This window comes from Gemmatimonadota bacterium (assembly GCA_026387915.1).
Lineage (GTDB): Bacteria > Gemmatimonadota > Gemmatimonadetes > Gemmatimonadales > Gemmatimonadaceae > Fen-1231.
Map to the genome: position 1 here is coordinate 1 of JAPLKS010000011.1, position 24,481 is coordinate 24,481.

Genomic DNA, 24,481 nt, shown 5'->3' on the forward strand with positions numbered 1-24,481 from the left:
GCCATCGTGACCCCGCGCTCACGGACTAACCGGACCGCCTCCACCTTGAACTCCCGACTGTGCTGCCGTCGTGTTCGCATTTGACACCTCCAAGACCTAATGTACCTAAGGATGGTGTCTACCCAACCCAGTGCATCTCAAACCACGCCTACATGGCCAATCACGACTGGGTGATTCTTAAGGAGCTGCTCAGCACACGCCTCTTTGTGAGCATGTTCGTGTTCCAGGTGTTGATCGGCTCGGTGATTCCCTTCTTTCTGCTCGGCGCGGCCATCGTCTTCAAGGATCGCATCGCCGCATCCACCCGCCAGACGATCGGGTTTGTGTCTGGGCTCTTCCTGCTGGTGCAGGTGCTCGCTATGCGGTGGAACGTGGTGATGGGGGGACAGATGTTCTCAAAGAGCTTCCGCGGTTTCCTCGACTTTCACGTCGATTTCCTCGGCCGAGAGGGGTTACTCGCCGCCGGCGCGCTCTTTGCACTCCCGTTCGTTGCGCTATATGTGTTCTCTCGGATCTTGCCTCTGTGGGGCTCGATCGCGACGTTCCCTAAGGGGTGGCTGAAGGCGGATGCGGGCCCGCATAGCCCGTCCACGCACTAGCGAGAAGAGAGGATTCCGGTGAACGCGAGACACACCGTTCGGTCGTGGGCTTCCCTGTCGGCGCTCTGCCTGCTGGGAGTCGCGGCGTCGGCGTGTCGTGATGTGCCGCTTCACGGCGTCGCGATGGACGATCCGCACCCGGCGCCGCCGCTCGTCATCGCATCAGCGAGCGGTGCCCCCTATGTGCTGGCCGCCGACACCGGAAAGTTTGTGTTGATCTACTTTGGCTACACGCATTGTCCGGACTATTGTCCAATGATGCTCACGGATTGGAAGCGGGTGAAGCGCGAACTCGGACCGCTCGCCAATCGGATGCGCTTTGTGTTCATCAGCGTCGACCCGGACCGCGACACAGCGGAAAGCACCGCGCTGTACGCGCAGGGCTTTGACTCGACCTTCATTGGTTTGGCCCCGCCTCGGAAAGAGTTGGACGCGATCCAACAGGCCTGGGCGGTGACGTCATACAAAGAGTACAGTAAATCCCCCGGCCGACCCGCGGACAGTTACGGCGTGGCGCATCCCGCACACGCCTATCTGGTCAACCGCGCCGGTCGCCTGCAAGCGCTCTATCCCCCAGAAACACGGTGGCAGGATGTGGCTGCCGACTTGAGGAAGTTGTTCTCATGCGTTCATTGTTGATCTGCGCGGCCATCGCGGTCGTCGCCTGTACTCCGAAAACACCAACACCACCGATCGCCGTCAACGACGCGTGGGCACGCCCCGCGGACTCGGCCGGTACGACCGCCGCATACCTTTCTATCGTCAATCACGAGTTTACGTCAGTCAAGCTACAGTCGGCATCGTCGCCGCACGCGGCCACCGTCACGATGCACGAAACGATGGCGATGACCGGCATGATCCACATGATACCGCTCGACACGGGCGCCACCATCGCGTCAAATGATTCCCTTCATCTCCGGCAGGGAGGCAAACACCTGATGGTCACCGGACTCACACGCCGACTCGCTGCCGGCGATTCCCTGCCGCTTGTGCTCACCTTTAGCGACGGCCGCGTCGTCAACGCGGTCGCAATTATCCGTGCGCCGTAGCCTGACCGTCGCAGCGGTCGTCGCTGCTATTGGGGTGGTCGCATGGCTTGCCATCGACCACCCTGCGGTAGACATCACCGTTGAGCGAGGCGGGAAGGCGTACCTGCATCGCGGGTGGTCGAAATCGGAACTGCCCGAGACGATCTTTGTTCGCGCCGTGGGAAGCCACACGGTGGTACGTATCGCGAACAAAGACTCCGTACGTCACCACCTCGGTCTCTTTGACGTGAGTCCAGGCGATACGCAGGATTTTATTATCGCCTACGCTGGCACGTTCGGCGGATTCTGCTCGACACACGCCGCGAGCAAACAGTTGGTGTACGTGGTCGAGTAATTCGCGACGAGGTCAATCAACCCTCGGCGAACTATCCGTCTTTGCGGGCGATCAGCAGCATCTCACTCGAGCGGCGGTTCACAGGCTGCTCGGTGAACGCGTCAAACGCCTGCTCCACAATGAGCCCAGCGTCGCGCATCAGATCGGCCAACTGCGTCGGCGTGTAGAGCCGAATGCGATGGGTACGGTCCTCGTTCACCTTCGGCCCACGCCACACGGATTCCACCGTCAGGAATCCTGACAGCGGGTCGAAGCTCCGCTCCTGCGCCACCACGGTGCCATCCGCCGTCGTCCACCAGTCGCGCGATAGAAACTTGGCCATGACCCCGTCGCGGTCTCCACCGTGCCAGAGGAGCACGCCGCCAGGCTTGAGCACGCGGGCGAACTCGCGAAGCGTCTTGGCATCATCGCTGGGATCTGCAAAGAAACCAAAGCTCGTGAACAGGTTGACCACGGCATCGAACCGCCCGGTCCAGGCGGGCGGCAGGCGTCGCATATCCGCCTTCGTATAACGCAGGGTGCGCCCCGTGCCGCGCGTCCGCGCCGCAGCGAGCAAAGGAGCGGAGTAGTCCACCCCGTCCACATTGAAGCCCGCCTCGGCTAGCAGGTGCGCGTGACGCCCCTGTCCGCACGGGCAGTCGAGCACGCGCGCTCCGGACGGCAGTTCGAGCAACTCCATCAGGCGCGCGACCTGCGCGCGGTCACCGGCAAAATCGAACATGGGCTCGTACTCGCGCAGGTATCCCGCATCGAAGTACGTGCGCCACCAATCGCCGCCGCTGGCGGGCGTCGTCCGCTTACGCGTGCTCACGAGCGGCGATCGGCGCGAGCCGGGGTCAAAAGAAGACCGGTTCGCGATAGGCGCCAAACACGTCTTCGAGCGCGGCGCGAATCTCATAGAGCGTGCAGTACGACCGAGCGCACTCGAGAATGAACGGCACGACATTCTCCGACCCGCGCGCCGCCTCTCGCAATGCGTCAAGATGGCGCTTACAGGCGGCGTCATCGCGGGTTTTCCGAAGATTGGCCAGCATCGCCGCCTGCTCCTTGGCCGCCTGCTCGTCAAACTTGAGCAACGGAATCGTGAGCGCGTCGTCATCGCTCACAAATTCGTTCACGCCAACAATCACGCGGCGGTGCTGCTCAATCTCCCACTGCTGGCGCGCCGCGCTCTCCGCGATCTTCCGCTGGAACCACCCGTTCTCGAGGCCACGCACCACGCCTCCTTCCTCTCCAATCTTCTCGAACAACGACTCGGCCTCACGCTCCATCTGGTCAGTGAGCGCCTCCACGTAATACGAGCCACCGAGCGGGTCCGTGACGTTCGGCACGCCCGTTTCGTAGGCGAGAATCTGCTGCGTGCGCAGCGCCACCTGCACGGCATGTTCCGTGGGCAACGCGAGCGTTTCGTCCATGGAGTTGGTATGCAACGACTGCGTGCCGCCAAGCGCTGCAGCCAGGGCCTGGTACGCCACGCGCACGACGTTATTCATCGGCTGCTGCGCCGTGAGCGTCACGCCCGCCGTCTGCGAGTGGAATCGCATAATCAGCGAACGGGGATCCTTGGCGCCGTACCGCTCCTTCATGTGTCGAGCCCAAATACGACGCGCGGCACGCAACTTCGCGATTTCTTCAAAGAAATCGTTGTGCACATCCCAAAAGAACGACAACCGCGGCGCAAAGTCATCCACGTTGAGCCCACGGGCAATGCCACGCTCGACGTAGGTAAAGCCATCCGCGAGCGTAAAGGCCAGCTCCTGCGCAGCCGTCGCGCCGGCTTCGCGAATATGATAGCCCGAGATTGAAATCGTGTTCCACTGCGGAGCGTTCGTGGCTCCCCATTCAAACATGTCGACAATAAGGCGCAACGCAGGCTCAATCGGAAAACACCACGCGTGCTGCGCCATGTATTCCTTGAGAATGTCATTCTGCACGGTGCCGCGCAGCTTATCGGCGCTCACACCCTGCTTTTCCGCTGCCGCGATGTAGAAACACCACAGAATGATCGCCGGCCCGTTGATCGTCATCGAGGTGGAGACGTCGCCGAGCGGAATCCCCTCGAACAGCGCCTCCATGTCGGCGAGAGAGCTGATCGCCACGCCGCACTTACCCACTTCCCCTTCCGAACGCCCATGGTCAGAGTCGTAGCCCATCAGCGTGGGAAAATCGAAGGCGACCGATAGCCCTGTGGTGCCGTTGGCCAGCAAAAACTTGTAACGCGCGTTGGTCTCTTTGGCCGACCCAAAGCCGGCAAACTGCCGCATCGTCCAGAGTTTGCCGCGGTACCCCGTGGCGTGAATGCCACGCGTATAGGGATACGCCCCAGGAACCTCGAACGCCGTACCGGCAGAGCCTTCGAGATCGAGCGCAGAGTAGAGCGGCTCCACTTCAGCCGACGAGTTGGTGAACGCGATGTCGCGCTTGGCGGCCCGATCATACTTGGCGCGAAACGCTGCCAACTCCGCGCGCAGGCGATCGAGTTCGTCCTGCATTGCGGCAATCGTGCCGTCCACGTCCTGAATACCGGTCATCAGTCTACTCCGCGCTAAGCAAAGAGCCGCTACGAGCCAGCAACGCATCGGCCACGGCGTACGGGGTGGTACTGCCCCGCTCGAGTTCTGGGATTCGTTCGTCTAACCAGCCGTTGGTCGCCGAGTCTGTCCAAAGCCGGCGGCGCACGCGCTGTTCCACCACATCAATGACCCGCTCTCGCAGTCGAGTACGCCGACGACGCTGCAGCTCCCCACTCTGTTCAAGATAGCCAAAATGGCGGTCGAGGGAGGCGACCATCTCCTCGATTCCCTCCCCCGTCGTGCCGCACGAACGCAGGACAGGAGGAATCCAGCGGGCCACGTCGTCTACGCGCGCCGCAGCGCGGGCGGCCTTGGCAGGGTTTGCCAGCTGACTCAGCGACACCCCGTGATGGGCCGGCGTGTCCTTGAGGGAGAGCCCAGAGCGAAGCCCGAGCATCAGTTCAATGTCATTGCGCAAACGGTCCGCCCCAGGACGATCCGCTTTGTTCACCACAAAGCAGTCGGCGATCTCCATCAAACCGGCCTTGAGCGTCTGGATGGAATCGCCCGATTCCGGTACGAGGACCACCATGCTTGAGTCTACCGTGCGCGCGATGTCGAGTTCGCTCTGCCCCACGCCGACGGTCTCCACGAGAATGCGATCGACGCCAAAGGCGTCGAGCACGTCGCAGACCTCGCGCGTTGCGGAGGCCAGCCCGCCAAGGGATCCGCGCGTGGCCATGGATCGGATGAAGACGCCCGGATCCAGCGCCACGGCTTCCATGCGCACTCGATCCCCTAGCAGAGCGCCTCCCGTGAACGGAGAGGTAGGATCGACGGCAACGACTCCGACCGTCAGCCCAGCCTGCCTGTACGCGGCGACGAGCCGAGTCGTAAGCGTACTCTTCCCCGCTCCTGGCGGCCCCGTCAGGCCAATCCGGCGTGCGCGCCCCACTCGGCTATGCATCGCCGCGAGCAACAGGTCACTCCCCGTTCGTTGATTCTCCACAACGGAAACGGCCCGCGCTAACGCTGCCGTGCGTCCCGCATCGAAGTCCGCCGCGAGTGCACGCAATGCGGGCGACGCCGAGGCGGCCAGCACGAGCGGCGGAGCGGTTCTGGTGGATTCGGTGAACGGCACGGTCAGTTTGCCGGAGGCGGTGAGATAAGTGGAAGGTCGTCGTGCTCGTCATGAATATCACCCACGAGCTCTTCGACCAGATCTTCGAGCGTGACCAGCCCCAGCGTCTGGGCCGCGTCATCCTGAATTATCGCAAGATGGACGCGCTCGCGCATCATACGACGCATGAGCGAATCGCACCGCTCGGCCTGTCGCACCACGACGACCCGACGCAGCACGCTCACTGGGGCGGCCGGACGGGCCAGCACGTCAAACGAGTGGATGAGCCCGACCACGTGGTCCAGATCCTTGTCGTATACTGGAATGCGGCTGTACTTGGACTGGGCGACCGTTCGAATCACCTCAGCCGCGCCCAATGAACGCTCGACCGCCACGATGTCAGTCCGGAGCGTCATCACCTCGGCGACCGCCTTCTCGCTGAAGTCCACGACGCCGCTGATAATCGCGCTTTCGGCCGGCGCGCCGACGCCCTCCAGCTCACCCTCGCGCAGGAGGTCTTCGAGCGCCTCGCGGGGGTCATCCGGCGCTTGTGAGGGCGCCATAAATGGCTTGGGCAGCGCTGAGGCGATGCGAATCAGCGGTCGACTTGCCCACTCCAAGACGCTCAGGGCCGGCGTGAGTGCCGCAACGAGCGGGGTTGAAAAGCGCCGGGCGATGGCACGCGGCACCAATTGACCACCCACCAGCAACGCGATGGCCGCGAAGACCAGCGTTCGCACGAGGTCGAGTCCGTCATCATTGAGCGCAAGCAACGCGCCGAGCGCGAAGACCGTGGAAGCGATGCCAGTCGATGCGGCAATCAACAGGCGCTGTGGACGTTCGACGGTCGGCGAACTCTCTCCGCCGGCCAGTCGACGCTCAGCCCAATGGCGCAGCCAGATGCGGCTCACCGTGCGCACGGAGGTCGCGGCCGCGGTCAACCAGGCCACGACGAGCACGAGTGTCAACACAATGCCCGCGACGGTCATGCGTGCGACTCCGGGTGCAGTGCCACATACACCCGCTCCACACGATGACGCACGACGCGCTCCACCACCACACGGCACCCGTGCAACTCCAGCATCTGTCCCGCTCGCGGCACCTGCCCCACGAGCTCATACACAAGGCCGCCAACGGTCGTGACGTCCTCACGCGTGAAGTCGCGTCCGGTGAGACTGCTGAGTTCTTCCAGCGTGACGGTGCCCGCCAGCCAGAACTCGTGCGCATCGCCACGCACCACGTCGGGTTCTTCCACGTCGTTTTCGTCGCGAATGTCACCGACGATTAATTCGAGTGCGTCTTCGAGCGTCACCAACCCCGCCGTGCCACCGAATTCGTCGGCCACAATCGCAATGTGCCGACGACTCGTTTTGAAGTCGCGGAGTTGATCTTCGGCCGACTTGCCACCCGGGATAAACACCGCAGGGCGCACGAGCGAGAGCCACCCCTCGGCCGGTTCGTCGTCGGCGACCAGCGCGGGGAGGAGATCTTTGGCATAGAGAATGCCCACGACCTCATCCAGCGTGCCGTCGAACACCACGAGTCGCGCGTGCCGCGCGCTGCGCACGCGATCGGCGAGTTCCGACCAGAGTGTATCACGCTCCACGCCAACGATGTCTACACGCGGCACCATGATCTCGCGCACCGTCGTGTCGCCCAGTGAAAACACGCCACGCAGCATCACCGCTTCGGCGGGCGTGGCCTCGGCCTCGGCTGCGACCACTTCACGGAACTGTTCGATGCTGGCGTCGCGATCGTCGTCGTCGCGTTTTGCCGGCGGAAGAATCTCCACGAGAAAGGCATCGCACCAGCGTCCGAACACAACGACGGGCCGGAGGACGCCCTCAATACCAACGACAAATGGCCCCACGCGCTCAAGGGCCGGCGCGCCGGTGGCATCGCCCGCTGTGCGCGCCGCCACTTCGGCAATGACGATGATAAAGATTCCAACGACAATCACAGCAGGCGCCAGTTCGTTGGTCGACAGTCCCGCGGCTCGCAGTGAGGTCGAGGCCGCCGCACCCGCGAGCAGAACCGACAGGATGCGACCGAATGCCAGCGCGCGGTGCGCGGGTTCCCGTCGCGCGAGGAGCGCGGCGGCCCGCGGCGTCGCGGGAGGTTCGTCCTCGTCGAGGGCGAGGAGCGCACCATCCGCGAACGCACAGAAGGCCGCCGCGACGGCGGACCCAATCGCGACAATCAGCATGACGAACGTCACAGTCCCGCCACCGAGCGCGCGCGTCGCACGAGTGACTCTTGCCGCTTCCACATCGGCGAACTCGCCCGGGTTGCTCCAGTGGGATGATCGTGCCCCATTACGTGCAGCACGCCATGCACCACCAAACGCACAACCTCTTCGCGAATACTGACCTGTGCATCGATCGCGTTCGCTCGGGCCACCGCAGGCGCGATGTAAATATCTCCAACGACCGGTCCGCCCGGCACGGCACGAAAGCCAAAGGAAATGACATCCGTGGGGCCGCGATGTTTGAGGTGCCGCTCATTCAGACGCGCCATGGCCGCAGACGAGAGCAGTGTCACGCTCACCATCGCCGCGCGCGCCCCTTCGGCGCGGAGCGCCATTCGGGCGACGTCGGCCAGCTTCGCGCGCGCAACGGGACTCCGAACACCGTCCGCGTTCACAGACACGGCAAGCGGCGGTGTCCCGCGCGCACCACGGCGTGCGCTCACGCGCGGCTACCGTCAGCGGGAGTGGCCGGTGCGGCGGCCCGCACGTTGGTGCCGCCCCCCTCTCGTTCATACGCTTTGACAATTTCCCGAACCAAGCGATGACGGATCACGTCCGTCTCGGTCAGATAGTGGAACGCGATGCCGTCTATCCCCTGCAGCACACGCTCCACCTGCAACAGTCCGCTCTCTTCGCGCTTGGGTAAATCCACCTGCGTTTTGTCGCCCGTGATCACCGCGCGGGAGTTCACGCCCATGCGCGTGAGGAACATCTTCATTTGCGCATTCGTGGCATTTTGCGCTTCGTCGAGAATCACGAATGCATCTGAGAGTGTGCGGCCGCGCATATAGGCCAGCGGCGCAATTTCAATCACGCGCGTCTCGAGCGCTTTCTGCACACGCTCGGGGGGCATCATGTCTTCGAGTGCGTCGTAGAGAGGACGCAGATACGGATCCACCTTGGCCTGCATATCGCCGGGGAGAAAGCCGAGCGACTCGCCGGCTTCGACGGCGGGGCGCGCCAGCACAATGCGCTTGACCCGCTTGCGCGAAAGCGCGTCCACCGCCGCCGCCACGGCGAGATATGTCTTGCCGGTGCCCGCTGGACCGATGCCCACGACGATATCGTTGTCTGCAATCGCCTGCAGGTACGCGGCCTGTCCCGCCGTCTTCGGCTGAATGACCTTTCGCACCCCAGGGAGAACGAGACGCGTACCGGACTCCGCGGCTCCGCCCTCCATCGAGTACCGCAGCACGTCATCTGGCTCGAGCACGCGCTGTTTCTTGGCCGCGTCAATCATACGCTGCGCCACAACAGAGGCCTTATCAAGCACGTCCGCCGCGCCAACAAGCGCCATTGCGTCACCGCGCAGCGTCACGCGCACGGGAAACAACTTCTGCAGTTCCACCAGATTACTGTCGGCTACACCGGCGAGCGTGAGTAAATCCGCCCCTTCGGTGGAGAGTCGCAGCGTCACCGGTTCCGGCACCGCGCCGGCAAACGCGCCATCACCCATTAGTTCACGTCTGGGCGAATGTGCAACTGCCGCAGATCTTCGGCGGGCACAACTGTCGGCGCGCCTTCAAAGAGCGCGCGAGCGGCGGTTGTTTTGGGGAAGGCAATCACGTCGCGGAGCGACGTTGCGCCCGAGAGCAGCATCGCGATGCGGTCAAAACCAAAGGCGATGCCGCCATGCGGCGGCGCACCCGCGCGAAGCCCTTCGAGCAGGAATCCAAAACGGCGCTCCTGCTCCTCGACATCACCAATCCCCAACAACTCAAACATGCGCGACTGCACCGCCGGGTCATGTGTGCGAATGCTACCGCCGCCGAGTTCGAGGCCGTTGAGCACCACGTCGTATGCGGTGGCGCGCCAGCGGTGTGGTTCATCGGGCCAAGCGGCCATGTCCTCCGCCTTGGGCGATGTAAACGGATGGTGCACCGCACCGAGCGTACCCGTCACAGGGTCACGCTCAAACATTGGGAAATCCGTCACAATCAAGAACCGACGATCGCCTTCATGCACGAGTCCCAGCCGCTGCGCGCATTCCTGTCGCACGCGGTCCAGCGCCGGATTCGATACGTGATCCGGTGCGGCCACGAGCAACATCAACGCGCCATCCTCGAGCGGCAGGGCGGCCTCGGCTTCGGGCGTGAGGAACTTGGCGATGGGGCCGTCGAACTTCCCTTCGGTCTTCTTGAGACGCAGCAACCCACCGGCGCCGGCTCCCTTGGCCAACGCTTCGAGTTCGTCCACCTGCTTCCGGCTCCACGCGCCGGCGCCCGGCAACACAATCCCGCGCACGCGACCGCCCGCGGCCAGCGCAGACGTCGTGATCCCAAAGTCGAGGCCGCGGAACACGTCGCTGCAGTCGCGAATCTCGAGACCGTAGCGCAGATCGGGGCGATCGCTCCCATACCGCTCCATCGCGTCCGCGTACGTCATGCGCTCGAAATGCTCAGGCGCGTCAGCACCGCCCTCACGCCAGAGCGAGCCGATCAAGCTTTCGGCGAGTGCGAGGATGTCTTCCTGCCCCACGAAGCTCGCTTCAATGTCAATCTGCGTGAACTCTGGCTGACGATCGGCGCGCAGATCTTCGTCGCGGAAGCACCGCGCAATCTGAAAGTACCGATCGAAACCGCACACCATAAACAGCTGCTTGTAAATCTGTGGCGACTGCGGCAACGCATAGAACTCACCGGGATGCACACGACTCGGCACCAAGTAATCGCGTGCGCCTTCGGGCGTCGGCTTGGTGAGGATCGGCGTTTCGAGTTCGAGGTACCCGCGGTCGCTGAGAAAGCGGCGCGTCACCTGCAACAGACGATGCCGCAGGACGAGGGCGGCCTGCAGCTCCGGACGGCGCAAGTCGAGATATCGGTGCCGGAGTCGCAGCTCTTCGGCGGGCAACTTCTCGCCCTTGCCACGTGCCACCGGAATCGCGGGCGTCACAGCCGGACTCAAGACGCGCAGCGACACCGCGTGCACTTCAATCTCGCCCGTGTCCATATCGGCATTTCGAGTTTCGGCGGTTCGCGCGACCACCGTGCCTTCAATCAGTACCACGCTCTCAACGCCTACTGCAGCCGCCGCAGCAATGGCCTCCGGAGCCGCCCACGCGGGACCGAACGACAACTGCACTAACCCGCCGCGATCGCGCAGGTCGAGAAAGACGATGCCGCCAAGATTGCGCGAGCGATGCACCCAGCCACCGAGCGTGACACGTGCGCCAGCATCACCCGCGCGCAACGCGCCGGCGAGGTGAGAACGGATAGAAGTTGAGAGCATCGAAGATTCAGTCACGAGGAGGTATTCCGGCGCGCCACCGCAACACCGGCGCTGAGAGTGAGAAGCCCGACGCCGGCGATGCCGCCGAGGCTATCGGCCAGCCAGTCGCCAAACTCCATCGACCGGCCGGGAATAAAGAGCTGATGCCATTCATCGAGCGCGCCAAAGACGGACACGCCCACCATCGTCGAGAGCAGCATGGTCAGTAGGGTGCGAGGTGTGGGCGACTGCCGCACCGCACGCGCTACCCAAAAACCAAGCATCAAGTACATCATAAAGTGCGCTACTTTGTCCGACTCCGACGGCAGTTGATCCATCGCCGGCGGATTCGGCCACGAGGTGAGCACTTCAATACCCAAGGCCCATACGACGGCCGGGAGCCACCGACGCCAACGTTCGCTCACGCGGCCTCCGCCTGCCGAACCACCGCGAGAAACGCTTCGGCTGAGTTCGACGCGAGCAATGCCGCGCGCGACTCCGGCCGATGCATAAGCCGCGCGATGCGCGCGAGCACTTTGATGTGCTGACTGCTCGAGTCCAACGGGGTCAACACCAAAAACACAACCTCGACCGGCGCATGGTCCGGCGCCACATAATCGCGCACCACATGCACCAGCCCCGCGGATACGCGAAGTTCACGCACGAGATCAGTCCTCCCGTGGGGAACTGCCAAGCCGCCGCCCATGGCGGTGCTGACTTGCGCCTCGCGCTCCTCAACGGCCGCCACGATCAAATCCAAGGTTTCGGGGGCGACATCCGGCACCGCGAGACGCGTCAGTTCGCGGAGCAGGTCGGCCTTGGAATGGCTGCCGAGCGGAACGCGGACGCGTTCCGTCGTGAGCAGCTCGCTGAGCACCAGTGAATCTCCCGGCGGAAGTGAGTTAAATATATGGGGCGCCGTCACTTGGTGGTAGTCAGCGGGTTGACCCGCCGCCCCGATACCGAATAGCTTCAACTGTATGTGGCGCAACGTGTTTGCCGTGCTGGTTTGCGTCCCGCTCTGCGCCGCCGCCCAAGGTGGCAATGTGCCGGGACGTGACCTGCTCACATTCCCCGTGACCCTCGTCGTTGAGTCGCCGGCAACAGGCGACGCGAGCGGCGTGGGGATCTGGAATCCGGCGCTGGCGCTCCTCCCAACCGGCAGCCGATGGCGCCTGGCGGCCGGGGCAATGACCGCGCCGACCGACGCCTCGATCAACGCGCAGTACGGTGGTATCTCGCGCAGTTGGCTGGGCACCACGATGAGCGTGTCGGTGCTCCGATCCTCGGTGGGCCGTCTGCTGCGCACGGATAGTGATCCGCTGAGCCTCGGTGAAGAGGTACCGTATCAGACCGTACTGCTCACGGCTGGCCTCTCTCGACGGCTGGCGCCGCACGTGGTGGGCGGGATTGCGGTGCACGCTCGGAGCGGGTTACTCGACGGATTCAGCCGGAGTGCAAACTCGCTCGATGCCGGCGTGTTGCTTGACCATCTCACGCCGTTGGACCTCAATGTGGGCGCCTCAACCTTCCTTCACACCACGTGGACGGGGGCTGGGCGTGAAATCGCGTCTGTATTGCTCGGCGCAGACGGTCGCGTGTTCGGCACAGACTCGGTGCACACGGTGCGCGCCGGCTATTCGTACCAACGCGCCGTGGGGCTGTACAGCGAGCAGTTCGCGTACGGCGCCGGCCGATGGAGTATGTTCGAGTTACGGGGAGGCACGGTGCGGACTGACATCTATGGTCAGACGAACTGGCGCCTCCGACTTGGCCTTGTGGCGCGTTACGGCGGCTACACGGTCGGCGTTGCCCGTGAGGAAACGCCAAACGGTTTTGCACCGTCCTATCAGTTCACGCTTAGCACCCTACTGCCATGACCACGCCCGTGAATCTGCTCGATCTCACGCCGGCGGCGGCGGAGCAGACGCTCCGTGCATTTGCCGAGTCGTGCGGCGTCGGTGCCTACCGCGGCAGTCAGGCGGCACGCCATCTATGGCAAGCGCCGGTCGCGGGGTTCGCGGACATGACGGTGTTACCGGCGGACTTTCGCGCGCAGCTTGCCGAACATTTTTCGCTTCCCCGCCCTGAGTTGGTGGCGCAACAGGTATCTACCGACGGCACGCGCAAGTTTCTCTTCCGGATGCATGATGGGCAGACGGTCGAGACCGTGGCGATTCCTGACGACGAACGGATGACCTTTTGCATCTCGTCGCAGGCGGGGTGTCCGTTGCAATGTGCGTTTTGCGCCACCGGCGCGATGGGCTTTGCGCGGAACCTCACGCCATCGGAAATCGCTGGGCAGGTGCGCGAACTCGCGCTGCTGGATCCGCCGCTCCGTGCTACGAACATCGTGTTTATGGGAATGGGCGAGCCGCTGATGAACTGGCCCGCGGTAGACGTCGTGCTCACCACGCTCAACCATCCCAATGGCATGGGGATTGGCGCGCGGCATATCACGATTTCGACCGTTGGTTGGTTGCCGGGCATTCAAGCGCTCGCGCGTCGCCCTGAGCAGTTCCGGCTCGCCATTTCGGTGCACGCGCCCACGGATGAGTTGCGCGCCACGCTCATGCCGGTGAACACCAAGTTTCCGCTCGACGAGGTCATTGCGGCGGCGGGAGACTTCGACCGGCGCGTGACCTTCGAGTACGTGATGCTCGGCGGCGTCAACGACCAGCCCGAGCATGCACGTCAACTCGCGGCGTTGGCGAAGCGGTGCAAGGCGTTTGTGAATCTCATTCCGCTTCACCCCGGCGGCACGATGGGGTTTGTCCCCACCTCACGCGACGACATTGGAACCTTCGCGCGGATGATGCGCAAAGCCGGCGTGGAAGTCGCGGTGCGGAAGAGTCGCGGCCTCGACATCGCGGCCGCTTGCGGGCAGCTACGGGTGGAACGGCTCGCTCGGCAACGCCCAGCGCTTGCCAATGAGAATCGTGAGGTCGAGATACCGTGAGCTGTCGGGGCGCGACTCCGCTCGCGCCTCCCCCAAGGCTTTGACCGCGAGCGCCGCCCACTCGGGATGTCCGCTTCGGTCGAGGACGAGCGTCGAGTCCTGGCGCTCAGAGGTCGTACCAAAGGACACGACGTCAAAGCCTGCGTCACGCAACGCAAACATCGCCTGACGCGCGAGGCCACGCGTGTCGGTGGCGTTGAGGACCTCCACTCGAACCCGCACGCTCTCGGGCACCACCCGTCGCACCGGAAGCGACCGCTTTGGCTCGGCGGCGGCACCGTCCGCTAGCGCGGTGTGCGCACTTCGGCGCCAGCCATAGTACCCCGCCCCGGCTACCAGCAGCGAGATCAGGATCCAGCGGCCGATGCGACGCGGACGCCGTGGCGGAGCGGCTAACGAATCGAGTTCCACAACGCGACGGTTTGAGGGAAGAGCGATTTGCCTTCGCGCAGCGTCCATTCCATCCGCATGCGAACCACCTGACGAAACACGCCGTCAAAGTCGCGCGGCAGCAGCGTGGCGAGAAAGGCGCGATCGGCACGCATGAACCCTCGGCCCGGCTCAAGAAAGTCCGCCATAAAGAGCGCACGCCCCGCACGCCCCCAGGCGGGATTCCCTACCGTGTGCCATTCAATCGCCATCAACAACTCGCCCCGGGTCTCTCCCGCCTCACGCAACAGCGCCGCGGCGGCAGGCCCGTGGAGTACGTTGACGGGCGCGTCCGCAAAGGCACTCTTCGAGGCGAGCGCGCGGAGTTCGTCGTCCGGCGCGTCGCGCAACGCGTCGTGCCATGCGCCAGCGTCGTGCCAGAGTTTCGCTTCGTCTGCATCGAGCGCCATCTCGCCAGCCCACGTGTCGATCAGCGCAGTCACGCGCGCAATGTGAGCGCGGCGCTTATCGCCGACCTGCGCCCACGCCGGCAGCTTGAGCAGTGACTCAGGCATCAGACAACCGTGGTAATGCGCTGCGCGAGATCATTGAGATTCGTGACCACTTCACGGAGACCGCGAATCGCGCCCGCCAGTTCGCGCAGCGCACTCGCCTGCTCCGCGGCCGACGCATTGACCTGTTCGGCTCCCACACGATTGCGGTCAGAAATCTCAGATACGCGGGCGACGCGATCCAATAACACGGCGAACTCCCGCTGCTGGTCTTCGGCGGTAACGACAATGCGCTGCGCGCGGGCCGCGCTGTGCTCAGTGCCCGACACGATGCCCTTGAGTGCGCTGCTCGAGCCGGCAGAGAGCTGTTCGACGTCCGCCACGAGCAGTTCGCCATGGGCCATCTGCTCGCCTACCAAGCGCATCTGTTTACCGAAGTGCGTCAGCAAATCGGCGGCCTCATCGCTGGCTCGCCGGCTCTCCTCAGCGAGCGCGCGCACTTCTTCGGCGACCACGGCAAAGCCGCGTCCTTCGGCCCCTGCGCGGGCGGCCTCGATGGCCGCGTTGAGGGCGAGCAGGTTGGTTTGATCCGCGATCTGCGAGATCACCGCAATGAACTCCGTAATGCGCGTGGTGGTCGAGGTGAGCGCGCCAATCTGCCGCGCACTCTCTCCCACAAAGTTCTTGGCGCCTACCAGTCGTTCAATAGCGGTGCCAATCTGCGCCTCGCTACGCGACGCGGTGTCGGTGGCGCTACGACTCGCTTCCGACGCATCCCGCGCATCGGTCACCACGCGCCCCGTGGCCTCAAGCATTTGCTGCGACATCTCAAGACTGGAGCGCACCTGCTGCGACTCTTCTGCAATGCCGCGCGAAATCCCGGAGACTGTCTCCGCCACGTACTCACCGCCAATCCGCAACGTCTGCGCGGATTCTGTGAGCGTCTCCAGCTCGACCTGCAAACGGGAGACTGTGTCGAGCAGCGGCCCGCGCAGATCGTAGATATGCAGGGTGGTCGCCAACTGATTGGCAAAGCGCCGCACCAGCATCGCTTCCTTTGCGCCATAGGCAGCCGGCTTGTGGTGCTCGAGTTCCAGAATGCCCACCGTTCGCTCGCCGAACCGAAGTGGCACGGCCAACGCGGATCTCGCCTCCGGCCTCGGCCGCTCCACGCGCGAATCACGCGTCGCATCCGACACAATGACCGGCGCGGCCGCCTCTACGGCGAGTGCCCGCAGTCGCTCGCCGTCATGCGCGGCCGGCTCTGGCACGTCGAGCAAACCCACGCCGCCGCGGTACGCCACGAGCACACGCCCATCCACCACACGACTAATGCGCAGCGAGGTCCAGTCCACCAGCCGGTGCGCGAGTGCTTCAATACGCCGGATGGCTTCGGCAAGCCCTCGATCGCTGGCGACCACCTGCTCCATGGCGAGAATCGTATTCAGTTCTTCCGCAGCAATCGACTCTTCAATGATGCGTCGGAGTAACAGTCCCGCGAACAGCATTACCATCGCAACGATGGCGGTTCCCATCCAGCCGAGGATTTGGAGCGCCGTCACGAGGACGGCAACCACGGTGGCGCCGGCACCGTAGGTCAGCACCTCATAACGGAGAATGAGGTTGCGCTCTTCGGGCAGCAGCTTGCCGCGCAACACGAGAGTAAAGTAGAGGAGGCCACGACTCACCAAGAAATGCATGAGCAGGTAGAGCACCATCGCCGGAATGAAATCCGCGCCGGCGGAGGCTCCCTCGGGTAAGCCGAGCGAATGCGCGATCCACGCGAAGAATCCATACGAGACGAAGAGTGCGAGCGTCTCGCGCCCCGCATTGATCCACGCCGTCTCAAATAGCTTGTGGAGCAGCAACCAGTCGGAGAGCAATAGCCCGACAAAGAGCGCAAACGCCGCGGTGGACGGTCCGACCACCAGCGATCCGCCCACGGCCACGATCATCAATAAGTTGAGCGCGCCGTACTTGGTGACCGGCAGTTGACTGCGCCGCAGTTCCCCCGACACGATGATGAGCGCCGCGAACGGCACCAGATGCGACGCCCACGAGGTATCGATCCAGGCAGCCACTAAGAGCACGATCGTGCCGGCAATCGGCACCAATCGCGCCTGCAGGACGAGCAACCGCTCGATCACCTCGCCGGCCCTTCGTCGAGCGCGAGCCGCAGGGAGCGCACCAACGCCACGGCATCATCCACACTGCGCTCCGCGGCCTGCACGATCGCACTGCCAACAATCACACCGTCGGCCACCGCGCCCACCGTGCGCGCATGCGCTGGAGTGGACACACCGAAGCCGACGCAAATGGGGAGCGAGCACACGGCGCGCAACTGTGCCACCGTGGCGGGAAGCGAATCGGGCATCGAATCCCGCACCCCCGTCACACCAAGCCGGCTAATCAGGTACACAAACCCTTTGCCGTGGCGCGCGATCTCCGCCATCCGACTCGCCGGCGTAGTGGGAGCCACCAGCCGAACGAAATCGAGCGGCCCCGCGCCGAACCACGCCTCGCGCTCCGCATCGGAGCCGACGGGCAAATCAGTCACCAGTACCCCGTGCGCACCAGCGTCGCGTGCGCGCTGCAGCACGTCGGCACCGGCGGACATGAGCGGATTGAGATACGAGAACAGCACCACGGGAATGGAGAGCTTGGCGTCCGCAATGAGCGAGAGCGCCCCATCGAGCGTCATCCCACCGGCGAGCGCCAGTTGCGAGCTCCGCTGAATGATCGGGCCATCCGCCACGGGATCTGAAAAGGGAACGCCAACCTCGAGCACGTCGGCGCCGGCATCGGCCATCCCCTGCAGCAGCGCGATGCTGCGCGCGCGGTCAGGATGGCCAGCGGTGGCGTAACAGACGAGCGCACGGCGCCCAGCGGCGCGGAGCGCGTCGAACCGTTGAGTGATCATCTTAGAGAAAGTAGTCGCCGACGCGAACGCCGTACTTATCAGGGTTCGCCGTCTTGATGATCGTGCGGCGGAAGTTGCCCGCCTCATCTTGCTCCGCGAGGTCCACGAGATCGCCAGGGTACCGCACATTGCCGAGGTCGTCACTGACAATGAGCGCCATCGGGCGCGAGACCTGATCGGGGTTGGAGTTGTTCGAGTGCACGATCGCCAGTTCAAACGTGTCGAGCACAACGAACGTCCCCACGGGGTAAATGCCGAGGAGATTGACGAACGCCTTGACGATCACCGGCTCCATGCCGCGACGCGCGTTATCGCGCATTTCGGCGAGCACCGAGGCGGGGTTCATCGGCTCTGTTTGATACGATCGGCGCGTGGTCGCGGCATCAAAGCCGTCGGCCACCGCGACGATCTTGCTATAGAAGCCAATCGCCTTGGTACGCAAAGAACGCGGGTAGCCGGTGACATCACGCTTCATATGGTGCTCGTACGCCACCGCCATCGCGCGATACGGGAACTCGTTTTGCTCCTTCACCTGAAAGAGCGCGAGCACGCCCATCCACGGATGCGACGCAATGAGCTGCCACTCCTCGTCCGTGAGGAGGTCCGGCTTATTGGTGACCTCAAGCGGCACGCGAGACTTGCCGATGTCATGAAACAGCGCGGCCAGGCCAAGATCGTAGAGCTGCAGGCGCGTGAGGCCCAGTCGGCGCCCAAGGGCCACGGCAAAAATGCACACATTCACCGAGTGTGTGAACGTGTAATCATCGTAATCGCGAATGGTGGTGAGGCCGATCAACGATGTTTCGTCGCCGAGGATCTGATCGACGATTCCCTGCACCACACGCTTCACCTTTTTGAGGTTCGGACTCTGCCCCATCCGAACCGAGTTCATCACTTCCTTGGTCGCGGACACCGACTGCGAGTAGGTCCGCTTGGCCGCGTCCTTGAACTCGGCGCGATGTTTTTCATCGTCTTCGGACTCCACGGGCGGCGCAATCTCAAACACCGTGATGCCCGTGGATTCCAACCGCTGCTGCAACTGCTCAAACCGGTCCGCCGGCGCCTCGCCCTGCGGCTTGAGCAGGAACGCGAGCAACACCGTCCAATCACGCGCGGCCGGACGGCTATTGATGCGCAAGACACCGACGCCACTGCCGCGAAACTGCGAAAGCAAATAGCTAAAGGTCGTGTAGTTATCGAGGTCGAGGCGGAGGCGCGTGCCGTTGACGAAAATGAACTCGCCAGACACGCGGAACTCCATCTCTCCTTCGGAGGCCCGCAGTTCTTCCGCGATCCCCGTGAGGTCGTCGAGCGCGCTCTGCACAACCGGGTTATCGACCGGATACATGCGCGTACTCCGCAACGCGCCATACAACGCGAGAATGAGCGAGCGCCCCACGGCGCGCACATAGCCTTCCCCGCCTTTGTCGGGAAGCGCCGAGAGCGCGGAGGAGAGGCGAGCGGACGGACGGTTCACGCCGCACCTCCTTTCATGCCGCGGTTCACGGCGGTGCGCACCACAATGTCCTTTTCGCCCACGGATTTCTGAAGGGCTTGTTGCGCCTTCGGTGTCCCGATGCGCCCGAGCGCCAATGCGGCGCAGGCGCGAAGTTCTGGGTCCTCCTTGCGCGAGAAGAGCCCCGTCTTGGGATTCAAGATTTCATCCAAAAACGGAACGCCGCCATCGCCGCACAGGACGCCAAACAATTCGAACACCGCCACGCGCTCGGTACGATCGGCCTCCTCTCGCACTTCCTTGGACTTCACCATCGCCGTCACGCGCGTCAGTGCCGGGCGATAGGCCTTGGCCGTGAGCGCTTTGATGGCGCCGAGCCGAACATCACGATCGGTGTCGTCGAGCGATTTCTCGAGCCCCTGCACCGCACCCGCCGTCCCGATTTCCACCAACGCCGCCACGGCGGCAAGACGGAGTTCGCGATCGCCGTCGGCGAGCACTTTCGCGAGGGGCGGTACCGCGGCCGCCGTTTTGAGCGCGCCCGAGCGCCGAATGGCCTCGAGCGCAACTGCTGGCGAGTCGTGCAGAATCAGCTTGGTGAGTTCACCCGTGTTCGACACCGCCAATCGCTCCGCCGCGCGCTGCAGCAGCGGCTTGAGCTTGGCGTTGGTGCTCTGACCGATCCACGCAAAGACGGTCGCCAGCGCCATCGGACGCAACTGAAGGAACAACCCATCGAGCTCCTCCGCGGCTGGAAGCGTCGCCGCCTCGTCCATGGCTTCGAGGAGTTGCGACAGGGCATCCGGATGACTGAGCCGGTCCGGCAGCTGCGCGAACCGCTGCCGGATGTCGAGTGGCAAATCACGCGCGCGCTCGAGCACCACATCCACTTCGCGGAGCAACTGCGCGACATTCTGAAAGCGGCGCCCGGCAAGCAAGTGGAGCGTGAGGGTCTCGATGTTCTGCGACACCTCCTGCCGTACGAGCGGCGCCGTCTGCAACTCAAAGATGTCGAGCAAGGCATTCAACACGGTCGCGCGATGATCCGCGGCGTACTCGCGTTTTGCCTCCTCGCGCAAATACTCCACTTCGCCCGCGTCGAGGAAATAGAGGGTGGAATCGAAATCTTCCATCCGCACAATGCCAGCAGGCTTGGGCGAGTCCTTGACGACCGTCTGGCTCCCCTGCGCCGGCGTCCCACCCTGTTGCGCATCGTCTTCAACTTCCGAGCGCGCTTCGGAGATCGCCTGGCTCAGGTCTTCAACTTCCTCGCCCGGCGTGACGGGCCACCGGCCCTCAGACGCGTTGGAGTCGAGCGGCAAGCCGGACTCGTTCGACACATCCACGTAGCGGTACGTGAGATGGGCGAACTCCTGCTCCCAGAGGAGCGTGAGCAGATCATCATCCTGATCTTGCGCCTTGCGCACTTTCGGGATGATATCGAGCAGCCATTCGAGCTCTGCGCCTTCGAAACCGGTGGAGAGCGTCAGCTCGCGCACACCGTCTTTAAAGAAAGTCCACGGCAGTGAGTCGGATGCCTTTTCCTGTTCTTCGCGCACCACGCAGCCGCACCAAATGAGCTGCGTGTCACTCACCTGCAGCGCAATGCTATCGGTCTCGGCCCAAATCGGGGCAAACGACGCCCGTAGATTCTCGACGGCCTTGAGGTACGTCGGATTGTTATGCAGGTACAACTGATGCGCGCGCACCGTCTTGTCCATCTGACGGAGCATTTCTTCGACAAGGGCCGGAGCGAATGGCGGCTCCGGTTTCTCCGTATCAAAGCTGGACACTGTCGCGCGGGGAGGGGTCACGCAGTCAAGATACCCATTTCCGCGACCTGCGCCACATCTTTGTCCCCTCTTCCGCTCACGCAGAGGAGCACCGGCTCGTCGGCCGCCCACCGCCCGGCGTTGGCCATGATCCAGGCCGCCGCGTGGGCCGTCTCCAGCGCGGGGATGATTCCCTCGAGCTGACTGAACCGGCCAAAGGCGTCGAGGGCGGCATCATCTGTGACCGATACGTACGTGGCCCGCCCGGAATCCTTCATAAAGGCATGCTCAGGCCCCACGCCGGGGTAATCCAGCCCAGCGGAGATGGAGTGCGCGGGATGGACCTGCCCCTGCGCATCCTGCAGCAGGTAGCTCAGCGCGCCGTGGAGCACTCCCGGGCGCCCTTTGGTGAGGGAGGCCGAATGTTGGTCGGAATCGAGACCGTGACCGGCCGCCTCCACCCCAACCAGCTCAACCCCAGCATCCGGAACGAAGGCGTGAAAGATCCCCATCGCGTTCGAGCCACCGCCCACGCACGCGACGACACTCTTGGGAAGCCTCCCCGCCCGCTCGAGCATCTGCTCGCGCGCCTCGCGCCCAATCACCGCCTGAAAGTCGCGCACCATGCGCGGATACGGTGCGGGGCCAACCACGGACCCAATGATGTAGTGCGAGTGATCGCAGGTGGTCACCCATTCGCGGATGGCTTCGCTCGTGGCGTCCTTGAGCGTGCGAGTGCCCGTGGTGACCGGCACCACCGTGGCACCCAGCAGCTTCATCCGGAACACATTGAGGCTCTGACGACGCATGTCTTCTTCGCCCATGTACACCACGCACGAGAGCCCGAGCCGCGCGCAGACCGTGGCCGTGGCGACGCCGTGCTGCCCGGCCCCCGTTTCGGCGATGATGCGCTGCTTTCCCATTCGCTTGGCGAGGATCGCCTGCGCCAGCGCATTGTTGATTTTGTGCGCTCCCGTGTGATTAAGGTCTTCGCGCTTCAACCAAACAGGGGCGCCAACCAACGCCGACAGGCGCGGCGCATCCGACAGCGGCGACGGACGGCCCACATAGTGCCGGAGCGCCGAGTCGAGTTCCCAATGGAACGACGGATCGGCCCACGCTGCGGCGAATGCCGCCTCGAGCTCGTCGAGTGCCGGAATGAGGGTCTCGGGTACATAGCGCCCACCAAATGCGCCAAATCGATCGCCGCCAGCGGTCTCCGTCGTCACGTCCTGCTCCCACGCACCGCGTCCATGAACGCGCGCATTCTCGAGTGATCCTTCTCCCCCGGCACCCGCTCCACGCCGGAGGACACATCCACCACATCCGGCGACAGCAATCGAATGGCCGTCGCCACATTCTCCGGCCGCAGCCCGCCAGCCAGCACCACCGGTGTCGAGCCGCGCACCGAGTCCAGCGTGCGCGCCAACGCTTCCCACTCCAGCGTCACGCCCGTGCCACCAAGACTCCCCGGCACGCGGGCGTCGAGCAACACCGCATCGGCTTCTCGAAACAGCTCTTCGGTCCAGTCGGGGAGCAACGAGCCGTCGGCGCGCGCCACCGCCCAAATCTGTCCACTAAACCGAGCGCGCGTGCGTCGAATATCCGCCGCGCGCGGATCGCCGTGTAGCTGCACCACGGTGAGACCAACCGCGACCGCCGTGCTGGCCACATGTTCCTGCGCATCCGCACCAAAGACACCAACGCGCGGGACGCTCGCACTGATCCCAGACCAAAGCTCTGCCGCACGCTCGGCCGTGAGATGGCGAGGGCCACCCGCAAAGACCGTCCCGATGTAGGACGCGCCCAGCGCTATCGCGGCCACTGCGTCATCGGCGCGCGTCATGCCACAGAACTTTACTTTGACGTCAGCCACGCGCCCGCCGATGCACTCCGAGAAACGCCGCCAGTGCGCTCGTTCCGTCCGCGGAACTCGATAGCGCGGACCCAACGAGCACCGCATCTGCTCCGAGCGCAGCCGCGCGCTCCACACCGCTGCGATCCGCGACACCGCTCTCATACACCGCAATCCGATCGCTTGGAACCAGTGGGATCAATCGCGCACTGACTTCATCGTCAATGACGAGTGTTTCGAGGTTCCGATTGTTCACGCCAATCACGCCCCTCGGCACGGCGAGTGCGCGCTCGAGTTCCTCCTCGCTGCGCACTTCCAGGAGCACTTCGAGCCCGACCCCTCCGGCGAAGTGAGCCAGCGCGTTGAAACGGGACGGTTCCAGCGCGCGGGCAATCAGCAGCACGGCGGATGCACCGGAGGCTCGAGCCTCGAGCAGCTGCACCTCGTCAACAATAAAATCCTTGCGGAGAAGCGGAATGGAGACCGCCCGGCGTGCCGCGCGTAGGTCGTCAAGCGACCCGCCAAAGCGCGACGGCTCCGTGAGCACAGACAACGCCGCAGCACCGGCGGCCGCATAGAGCTGCGCGCGCGCCTCGGCGACGATGCCAGCGTTGATGGTCCCTTTGCTTGGGCTTCGCCGCTTGATCTCTGCGATGACCTGCACCGTGTCGCGCCGAAGCGCAGCGGCAAAGCCGGCGGGCCGGGGAGCCTCCGCCACGGCGCGCTCCAACGCCGCGCGGTTGGACGCCGCTGCCCCCGCCCGCACGAGGGATGCGGCGGTCAGCTCCCCCAGCGGGCCGGCGGGGGGAGTCCATGGCGAGGTTGGCTGTTGCGCTTCGGTCAATGTTCGGCTACCGTTACTTCGGGTGCTGTTCGGGCGTCTCCTGAGACACGCTCCCACTTCCGTTGTTGCCGTTCACTCTTGCAGGGACCGCCGCCATGCCGCTCACCAAGCGCCAGCGCCAGATCCTCGATTACCTCAATAACTACACCAACGAAAACGGCTATGCGCCGAGTTTCGAGGAAATCGCGGCGCAGTTCAACTATAACTCGCTGGCGACGGTTCACGAACACCTGAGCAATCTCGAGCGAAAGGGCTATATCAAGCGCAGCTACAACGAGAGCCGCGCCATTGAAATCCTTCCGAACGACGTGCTCCCACGGGCGGTGGAGATTCCCCTGCTCGGCGCCGTTGCGGCCGGTCTTCCGCTCGAAGCGAGCGCGACGGACGAAACGATCTCGGTTCCAGAAGATTTTGTTCGGCGCGCCGGCAACCATTACGCCCTTCGCGTGCGCGGCAACTCGATGGTAGACGATCACATCACCGATGGCGACCTCGTGGTGGTGCATGATCGCCAAACCGCAGATAACGGCGACATGGTAATCGCGATGCTCGACGACCAGTCGGCCACCGTCAAGCGCTACTTCCGTGAGCGCGACGGACGCATCCGCCTGCAGCCTGCCAATGACACCATGGCGCCCATCTACCTGCAAGAGCATCAGATGCGGGTGCGAGGCGTGGTGGTCGGCGTGATGCGGCGCTTCTAAAACCGCCCGCTCTCCGTGTG

Annotated in this window: 26 protein-coding genes; 7 read left to right on the plus strand and 19 right to left on the minus strand. The window is 64.1% G+C overall.

Features of this window, described 5'->3' with window-relative positions:
- The first annotated feature begins 152 nt into the window (after positions 1-152).
- The 4 genes from NTZ43_05845 to NTZ43_05860 are packed head-to-tail and all read left to right on the plus strand — an operon-like array spanning position 153 to position 1,982.
- Complete coding sequence (locus tag NTZ43_05845; protein ID MCX5766728.1) at positions 153-599, plus strand: hypothetical protein; 447 nt, start codon at positions 153-155, stop codon at positions 597-599.
- A gap of 18 nt (positions 600-617) precedes the next feature.
- Positions 618-1,238 (plus strand): SCO family protein, encoded by a 621-nt coding sequence (locus NTZ43_05850; protein MCX5766729.1) that lies wholly within the window; start codon positions 618-620, stop codon positions 1,236-1,238.
- A complete protein-coding gene (locus NTZ43_05855) occupies positions 1,223-1,648 on the plus strand; it encodes a copper chaperone PCu(A)C (protein MCX5766730.1) in 426 nt (141 codons plus the stop codon). The genes NTZ43_05850 and NTZ43_05855 overlap by 16 nt, the downstream gene beginning before the upstream one ends.
- Positions 1,638-1,982 (plus strand): hypothetical protein, encoded by a 345-nt coding sequence (locus NTZ43_05860; GenBank protein MCX5766731.1) that lies wholly within the window; start codon positions 1,638-1,640, stop codon positions 1,980-1,982. The genes NTZ43_05855 and NTZ43_05860 overlap by 11 nt, the downstream gene beginning before the upstream one ends.
- A 31-nt stretch (positions 1,983-2,013) precedes the next feature.
- Here NTZ43_05860 and NTZ43_05865 read toward each other — a convergent pair whose 3' ends face one another.
- The 10 genes from NTZ43_05865 to NTZ43_05910 are packed head-to-tail and all read right to left on the minus strand — an operon-like array spanning position 2,014 to position 11,947.
- The gene (locus tag NTZ43_05865) at positions 2,014-2,793 is read right to left on the minus strand and encodes a methyltransferase domain-containing protein (protein MCX5766732.1); all 780 of its coding nucleotides are present in this window, start codon (positions 2,791-2,793) and stop codon (positions 2,014-2,016) included.
- Between the two features lie 25 nt (positions 2,794-2,818).
- Positions 2,819-4,513 carry a methylmalonyl-CoA mutase family protein gene (locus NTZ43_05870; GenBank protein ID MCX5766733.1) on the minus strand — a complete coding sequence of 565 codons (1,695 nt, stop codon included), beginning with the start codon at positions 4,511-4,513 and terminating at the stop codon, positions 2,819-2,821.
- A 4-nt stretch (positions 4,514-4,517) separates the two neighbouring features.
- Positions 4,518-5,636, minus strand: a complete 1,119-nt coding sequence (gene meaB / locus NTZ43_05875; protein MCX5766734.1) for a methylmalonyl Co-A mutase-associated GTPase MeaB — start codon at positions 5,634-5,636, stop codon at positions 4,518-4,520.
- A gap of 2 nt (positions 5,637-5,638) precedes the next feature.
- Positions 5,639-6,604, minus strand: coding sequence for a CNNM domain-containing protein (locus NTZ43_05880; GenBank protein ID MCX5766735.1), 966 nt, complete (start codon positions 6,602-6,604; stop codon positions 5,639-5,641).
- Complete coding sequence (locus tag NTZ43_05885) at positions 6,601-7,833, minus strand: CBS domain-containing protein (protein MCX5766736.1); 1,233 nt, start codon at positions 7,831-7,833, stop codon at positions 6,601-6,603. The genes NTZ43_05880 and NTZ43_05885 overlap by 4 nt, the downstream gene beginning before the upstream one ends.
- On the minus strand, positions 7,830-8,306 hold the full coding sequence (ybeY, locus tag NTZ43_05890; GenBank protein MCX5766737.1) for an rRNA maturation RNase YbeY: 477 nt from the start codon (positions 8,304-8,306) through the stop codon (positions 7,830-7,832). The genes NTZ43_05885 and ybeY overlap by 4 nt, the downstream gene beginning before the upstream one ends.
- Positions 8,303-9,319, minus strand: coding sequence for a PhoH family protein (locus NTZ43_05895; protein MCX5766738.1), 1,017 nt, complete (start codon positions 9,317-9,319; stop codon positions 8,303-8,305). The genes ybeY and NTZ43_05895 overlap by 4 nt, the downstream gene beginning before the upstream one ends.
- Complete coding sequence (aspS, locus tag NTZ43_05900) at positions 9,319-11,091, minus strand: aspartate--tRNA ligase (protein ID MCX5766739.1); 1,773 nt, start codon at positions 11,089-11,091, stop codon at positions 9,319-9,321. Before aspS ends, NTZ43_05895 begins: the two co-directional genes overlap by 1 nt.
- Before the next feature lie 11 nt (positions 11,092-11,102).
- Positions 11,103-11,495, minus strand: a complete 393-nt coding sequence (locus tag NTZ43_05905) for a VanZ family protein (protein MCX5766740.1) — start codon at positions 11,493-11,495, stop codon at positions 11,103-11,105.
- Positions 11,492-11,947, minus strand: a complete 456-nt coding sequence (locus tag NTZ43_05910) for a PTS sugar transporter subunit IIA (GenBank protein ID MCX5766741.1) — start codon at positions 11,945-11,947, stop codon at positions 11,492-11,494. The genes NTZ43_05905 and NTZ43_05910 overlap by 4 nt, the downstream gene beginning before the upstream one ends.
- A gap of 103 nt (positions 11,948-12,050) precedes the next feature.
- On the opposite strand from NTZ43_05910, the gene NTZ43_05915 reads away from it, so the two are divergent.
- Both NTZ43_05915 and rlmN read left to right on the plus strand, forming a co-directional pair.
- Positions 12,051-12,950 carry a hypothetical protein gene (locus NTZ43_05915; protein ID MCX5766742.1) on the plus strand — a complete coding sequence of 300 codons (900 nt, stop codon included), beginning with the start codon at positions 12,051-12,053 and terminating at the stop codon, positions 12,948-12,950.
- Positions 12,947-14,029, plus strand: a complete 1,083-nt coding sequence (gene rlmN, locus NTZ43_05920; GenBank protein MCX5766743.1) for a 23S rRNA (adenine(2503)-C(2))-methyltransferase RlmN — start codon at positions 12,947-12,949, stop codon at positions 14,027-14,029. The genes NTZ43_05915 and rlmN overlap by 4 nt, the downstream gene beginning before the upstream one ends.
- Here the strand turns inward: rlmN and NTZ43_05925 are convergent.
- Genes NTZ43_05925 through NTZ43_05965 form a run of 9 tightly spaced genes read right to left on the minus strand, consistent with a single transcriptional unit; the run spans position 13,958 to position 23,679 of the window.
- Positions 13,958-14,440: a LytR C-terminal domain-containing protein gene (locus tag NTZ43_05925; protein ID MCX5766744.1), complete on the minus strand. Its 483-nt coding sequence runs from the start codon at positions 14,438-14,440 to the stop codon at positions 13,958-13,960. The genes rlmN and NTZ43_05925 overlap by 72 nt on opposite strands.
- A complete protein-coding gene (locus NTZ43_05930; protein ID MCX5766745.1) occupies positions 14,422-14,973 on the minus strand; it encodes a hypothetical protein in 552 nt (183 codons plus the stop codon). The genes NTZ43_05925 and NTZ43_05930 overlap by 19 nt, the downstream gene beginning before the upstream one ends.
- Positions 14,973-17,057: a methyl-accepting chemotaxis protein gene (locus tag NTZ43_05935; protein MCX5766746.1), complete on the minus strand. Its 2,085-nt coding sequence runs from the start codon at positions 17,055-17,057 to the stop codon at positions 14,973-14,975. The genes NTZ43_05930 and NTZ43_05935 overlap by 1 nt, the downstream gene beginning before the upstream one ends.
- Positions 17,054-17,830, minus strand: a complete 777-nt coding sequence (gene trpA, locus NTZ43_05940; protein ID MCX5766747.1) for a tryptophan synthase subunit alpha — start codon at positions 17,828-17,830, stop codon at positions 17,054-17,056. Before trpA ends, NTZ43_05935 begins: the two co-directional genes overlap by 4 nt.
- A gap of 1 nt (position 17,831) precedes the next feature.
- Positions 17,832-19,307, minus strand: a complete 1,476-nt coding sequence (locus NTZ43_05945) for an HD-GYP domain-containing protein (GenBank protein MCX5766748.1) — start codon at positions 19,305-19,307, stop codon at positions 17,832-17,834.
- Entirely contained in the window at positions 19,304-21,100 is a 1,797-nt protein-coding gene (locus NTZ43_05950; protein MCX5766749.1) for a HEAT repeat domain-containing protein, read from the minus strand. The genes NTZ43_05945 and NTZ43_05950 overlap by 4 nt, the downstream gene beginning before the upstream one ends.
- Positions 21,097-22,287, minus strand: coding sequence for a tryptophan synthase subunit beta (gene trpB / locus NTZ43_05955; protein MCX5766750.1), 1,191 nt, complete (start codon positions 22,285-22,287; stop codon positions 21,097-21,099). Before trpB ends, NTZ43_05950 begins: the two co-directional genes overlap by 4 nt.
- Complete coding sequence (locus tag NTZ43_05960) at positions 22,284-22,934, minus strand: phosphoribosylanthranilate isomerase (GenBank protein ID MCX5766751.1); 651 nt, start codon at positions 22,932-22,934, stop codon at positions 22,284-22,286. The genes trpB and NTZ43_05960 overlap by 4 nt, the downstream gene beginning before the upstream one ends.
- Positions 22,927-23,679 carry an indole-3-glycerol phosphate synthase TrpC gene (locus NTZ43_05965; GenBank protein ID MCX5766752.1) on the minus strand — a complete coding sequence of 251 codons (753 nt, stop codon included), beginning with the start codon at positions 23,677-23,679 and terminating at the stop codon, positions 22,927-22,929. The genes NTZ43_05960 and NTZ43_05965 overlap by 8 nt, the downstream gene beginning before the upstream one ends.
- 173 nt (positions 23,680-23,852) lie before the next feature.
- Between NTZ43_05965 and lexA the strand changes: the two genes are divergently transcribed.
- Positions 23,853-24,461 carry a transcriptional repressor LexA gene (gene lexA / locus NTZ43_05970; protein MCX5766753.1) on the plus strand — a complete coding sequence of 203 codons (609 nt, stop codon included), beginning with the start codon at positions 23,853-23,855 and terminating at the stop codon, positions 24,459-24,461.
- Positions 24,462-24,481: the final 20 nt, after the last annotated feature.

Coding starts and splice junctions, on each gene's coding strand:
- NTZ43_05895 (MCX5766738.1), bottom strand. CDS start 9,319: ATGGGTGATGGCGCGTTTGCCGGCGCGGTGCCGGAACCGGTGACGCTG.
- rlmN (MCX5766743.1), top strand. CDS start 12,947: ATGACCACGCCCGTGAATCTGCTCGATCTCACGCCGGCGGCGGCGGAG.
- NTZ43_05845 (MCX5766728.1), top strand. CDS start 153: ATGGCCAATCACGACTGGGTGATTCTTAAGGAGCTGCTCAGCACACGC.
- NTZ43_05870 (MCX5766733.1), bottom strand. CDS start 4,513: ATGACCGGTATTCAGGACGTGGACGGCACGATTGCCGCAATGCAGGAC.
- aspS (MCX5766739.1), bottom strand. CDS start 11,091: ATGCTCTCAACTTCTATCCGTTCTCACCTCGCCGGCGCGTTGCGCGCG.
- NTZ43_05880 (MCX5766735.1), bottom strand. CDS start 6,604: ATGACCGTCGCGGGCATTGTGTTGACACTCGTGCTCGTCGTGGCCTGG.
- lexA (MCX5766753.1), top strand. CDS start 23,853: ATGCCGCTCACCAAGCGCCAGCGCCAGATCCTCGATTACCTCAATAAC.
- NTZ43_05855 (MCX5766730.1), top strand. CDS start 1,223: ATGCGTTCATTGTTGATCTGCGCGGCCATCGCGGTCGTCGCCTGTACT.
- NTZ43_05930 (MCX5766745.1), bottom strand. CDS start 14,973: ATGCCTGAGTCACTGCTCAAGCTGCCGGCGTGGGCGCAGGTCGGCGAT.
- trpA (MCX5766747.1), bottom strand. CDS start 17,830: ATGATCACTCAACGGTTCGACGCGCTCCGCGCCGCTGGGCGCCGTGCG.
- NTZ43_05915 (MCX5766742.1), top strand. CDS start 12,051: ATGTGGCGCAACGTGTTTGCCGTGCTGGTTTGCGTCCCGCTCTGCGCC.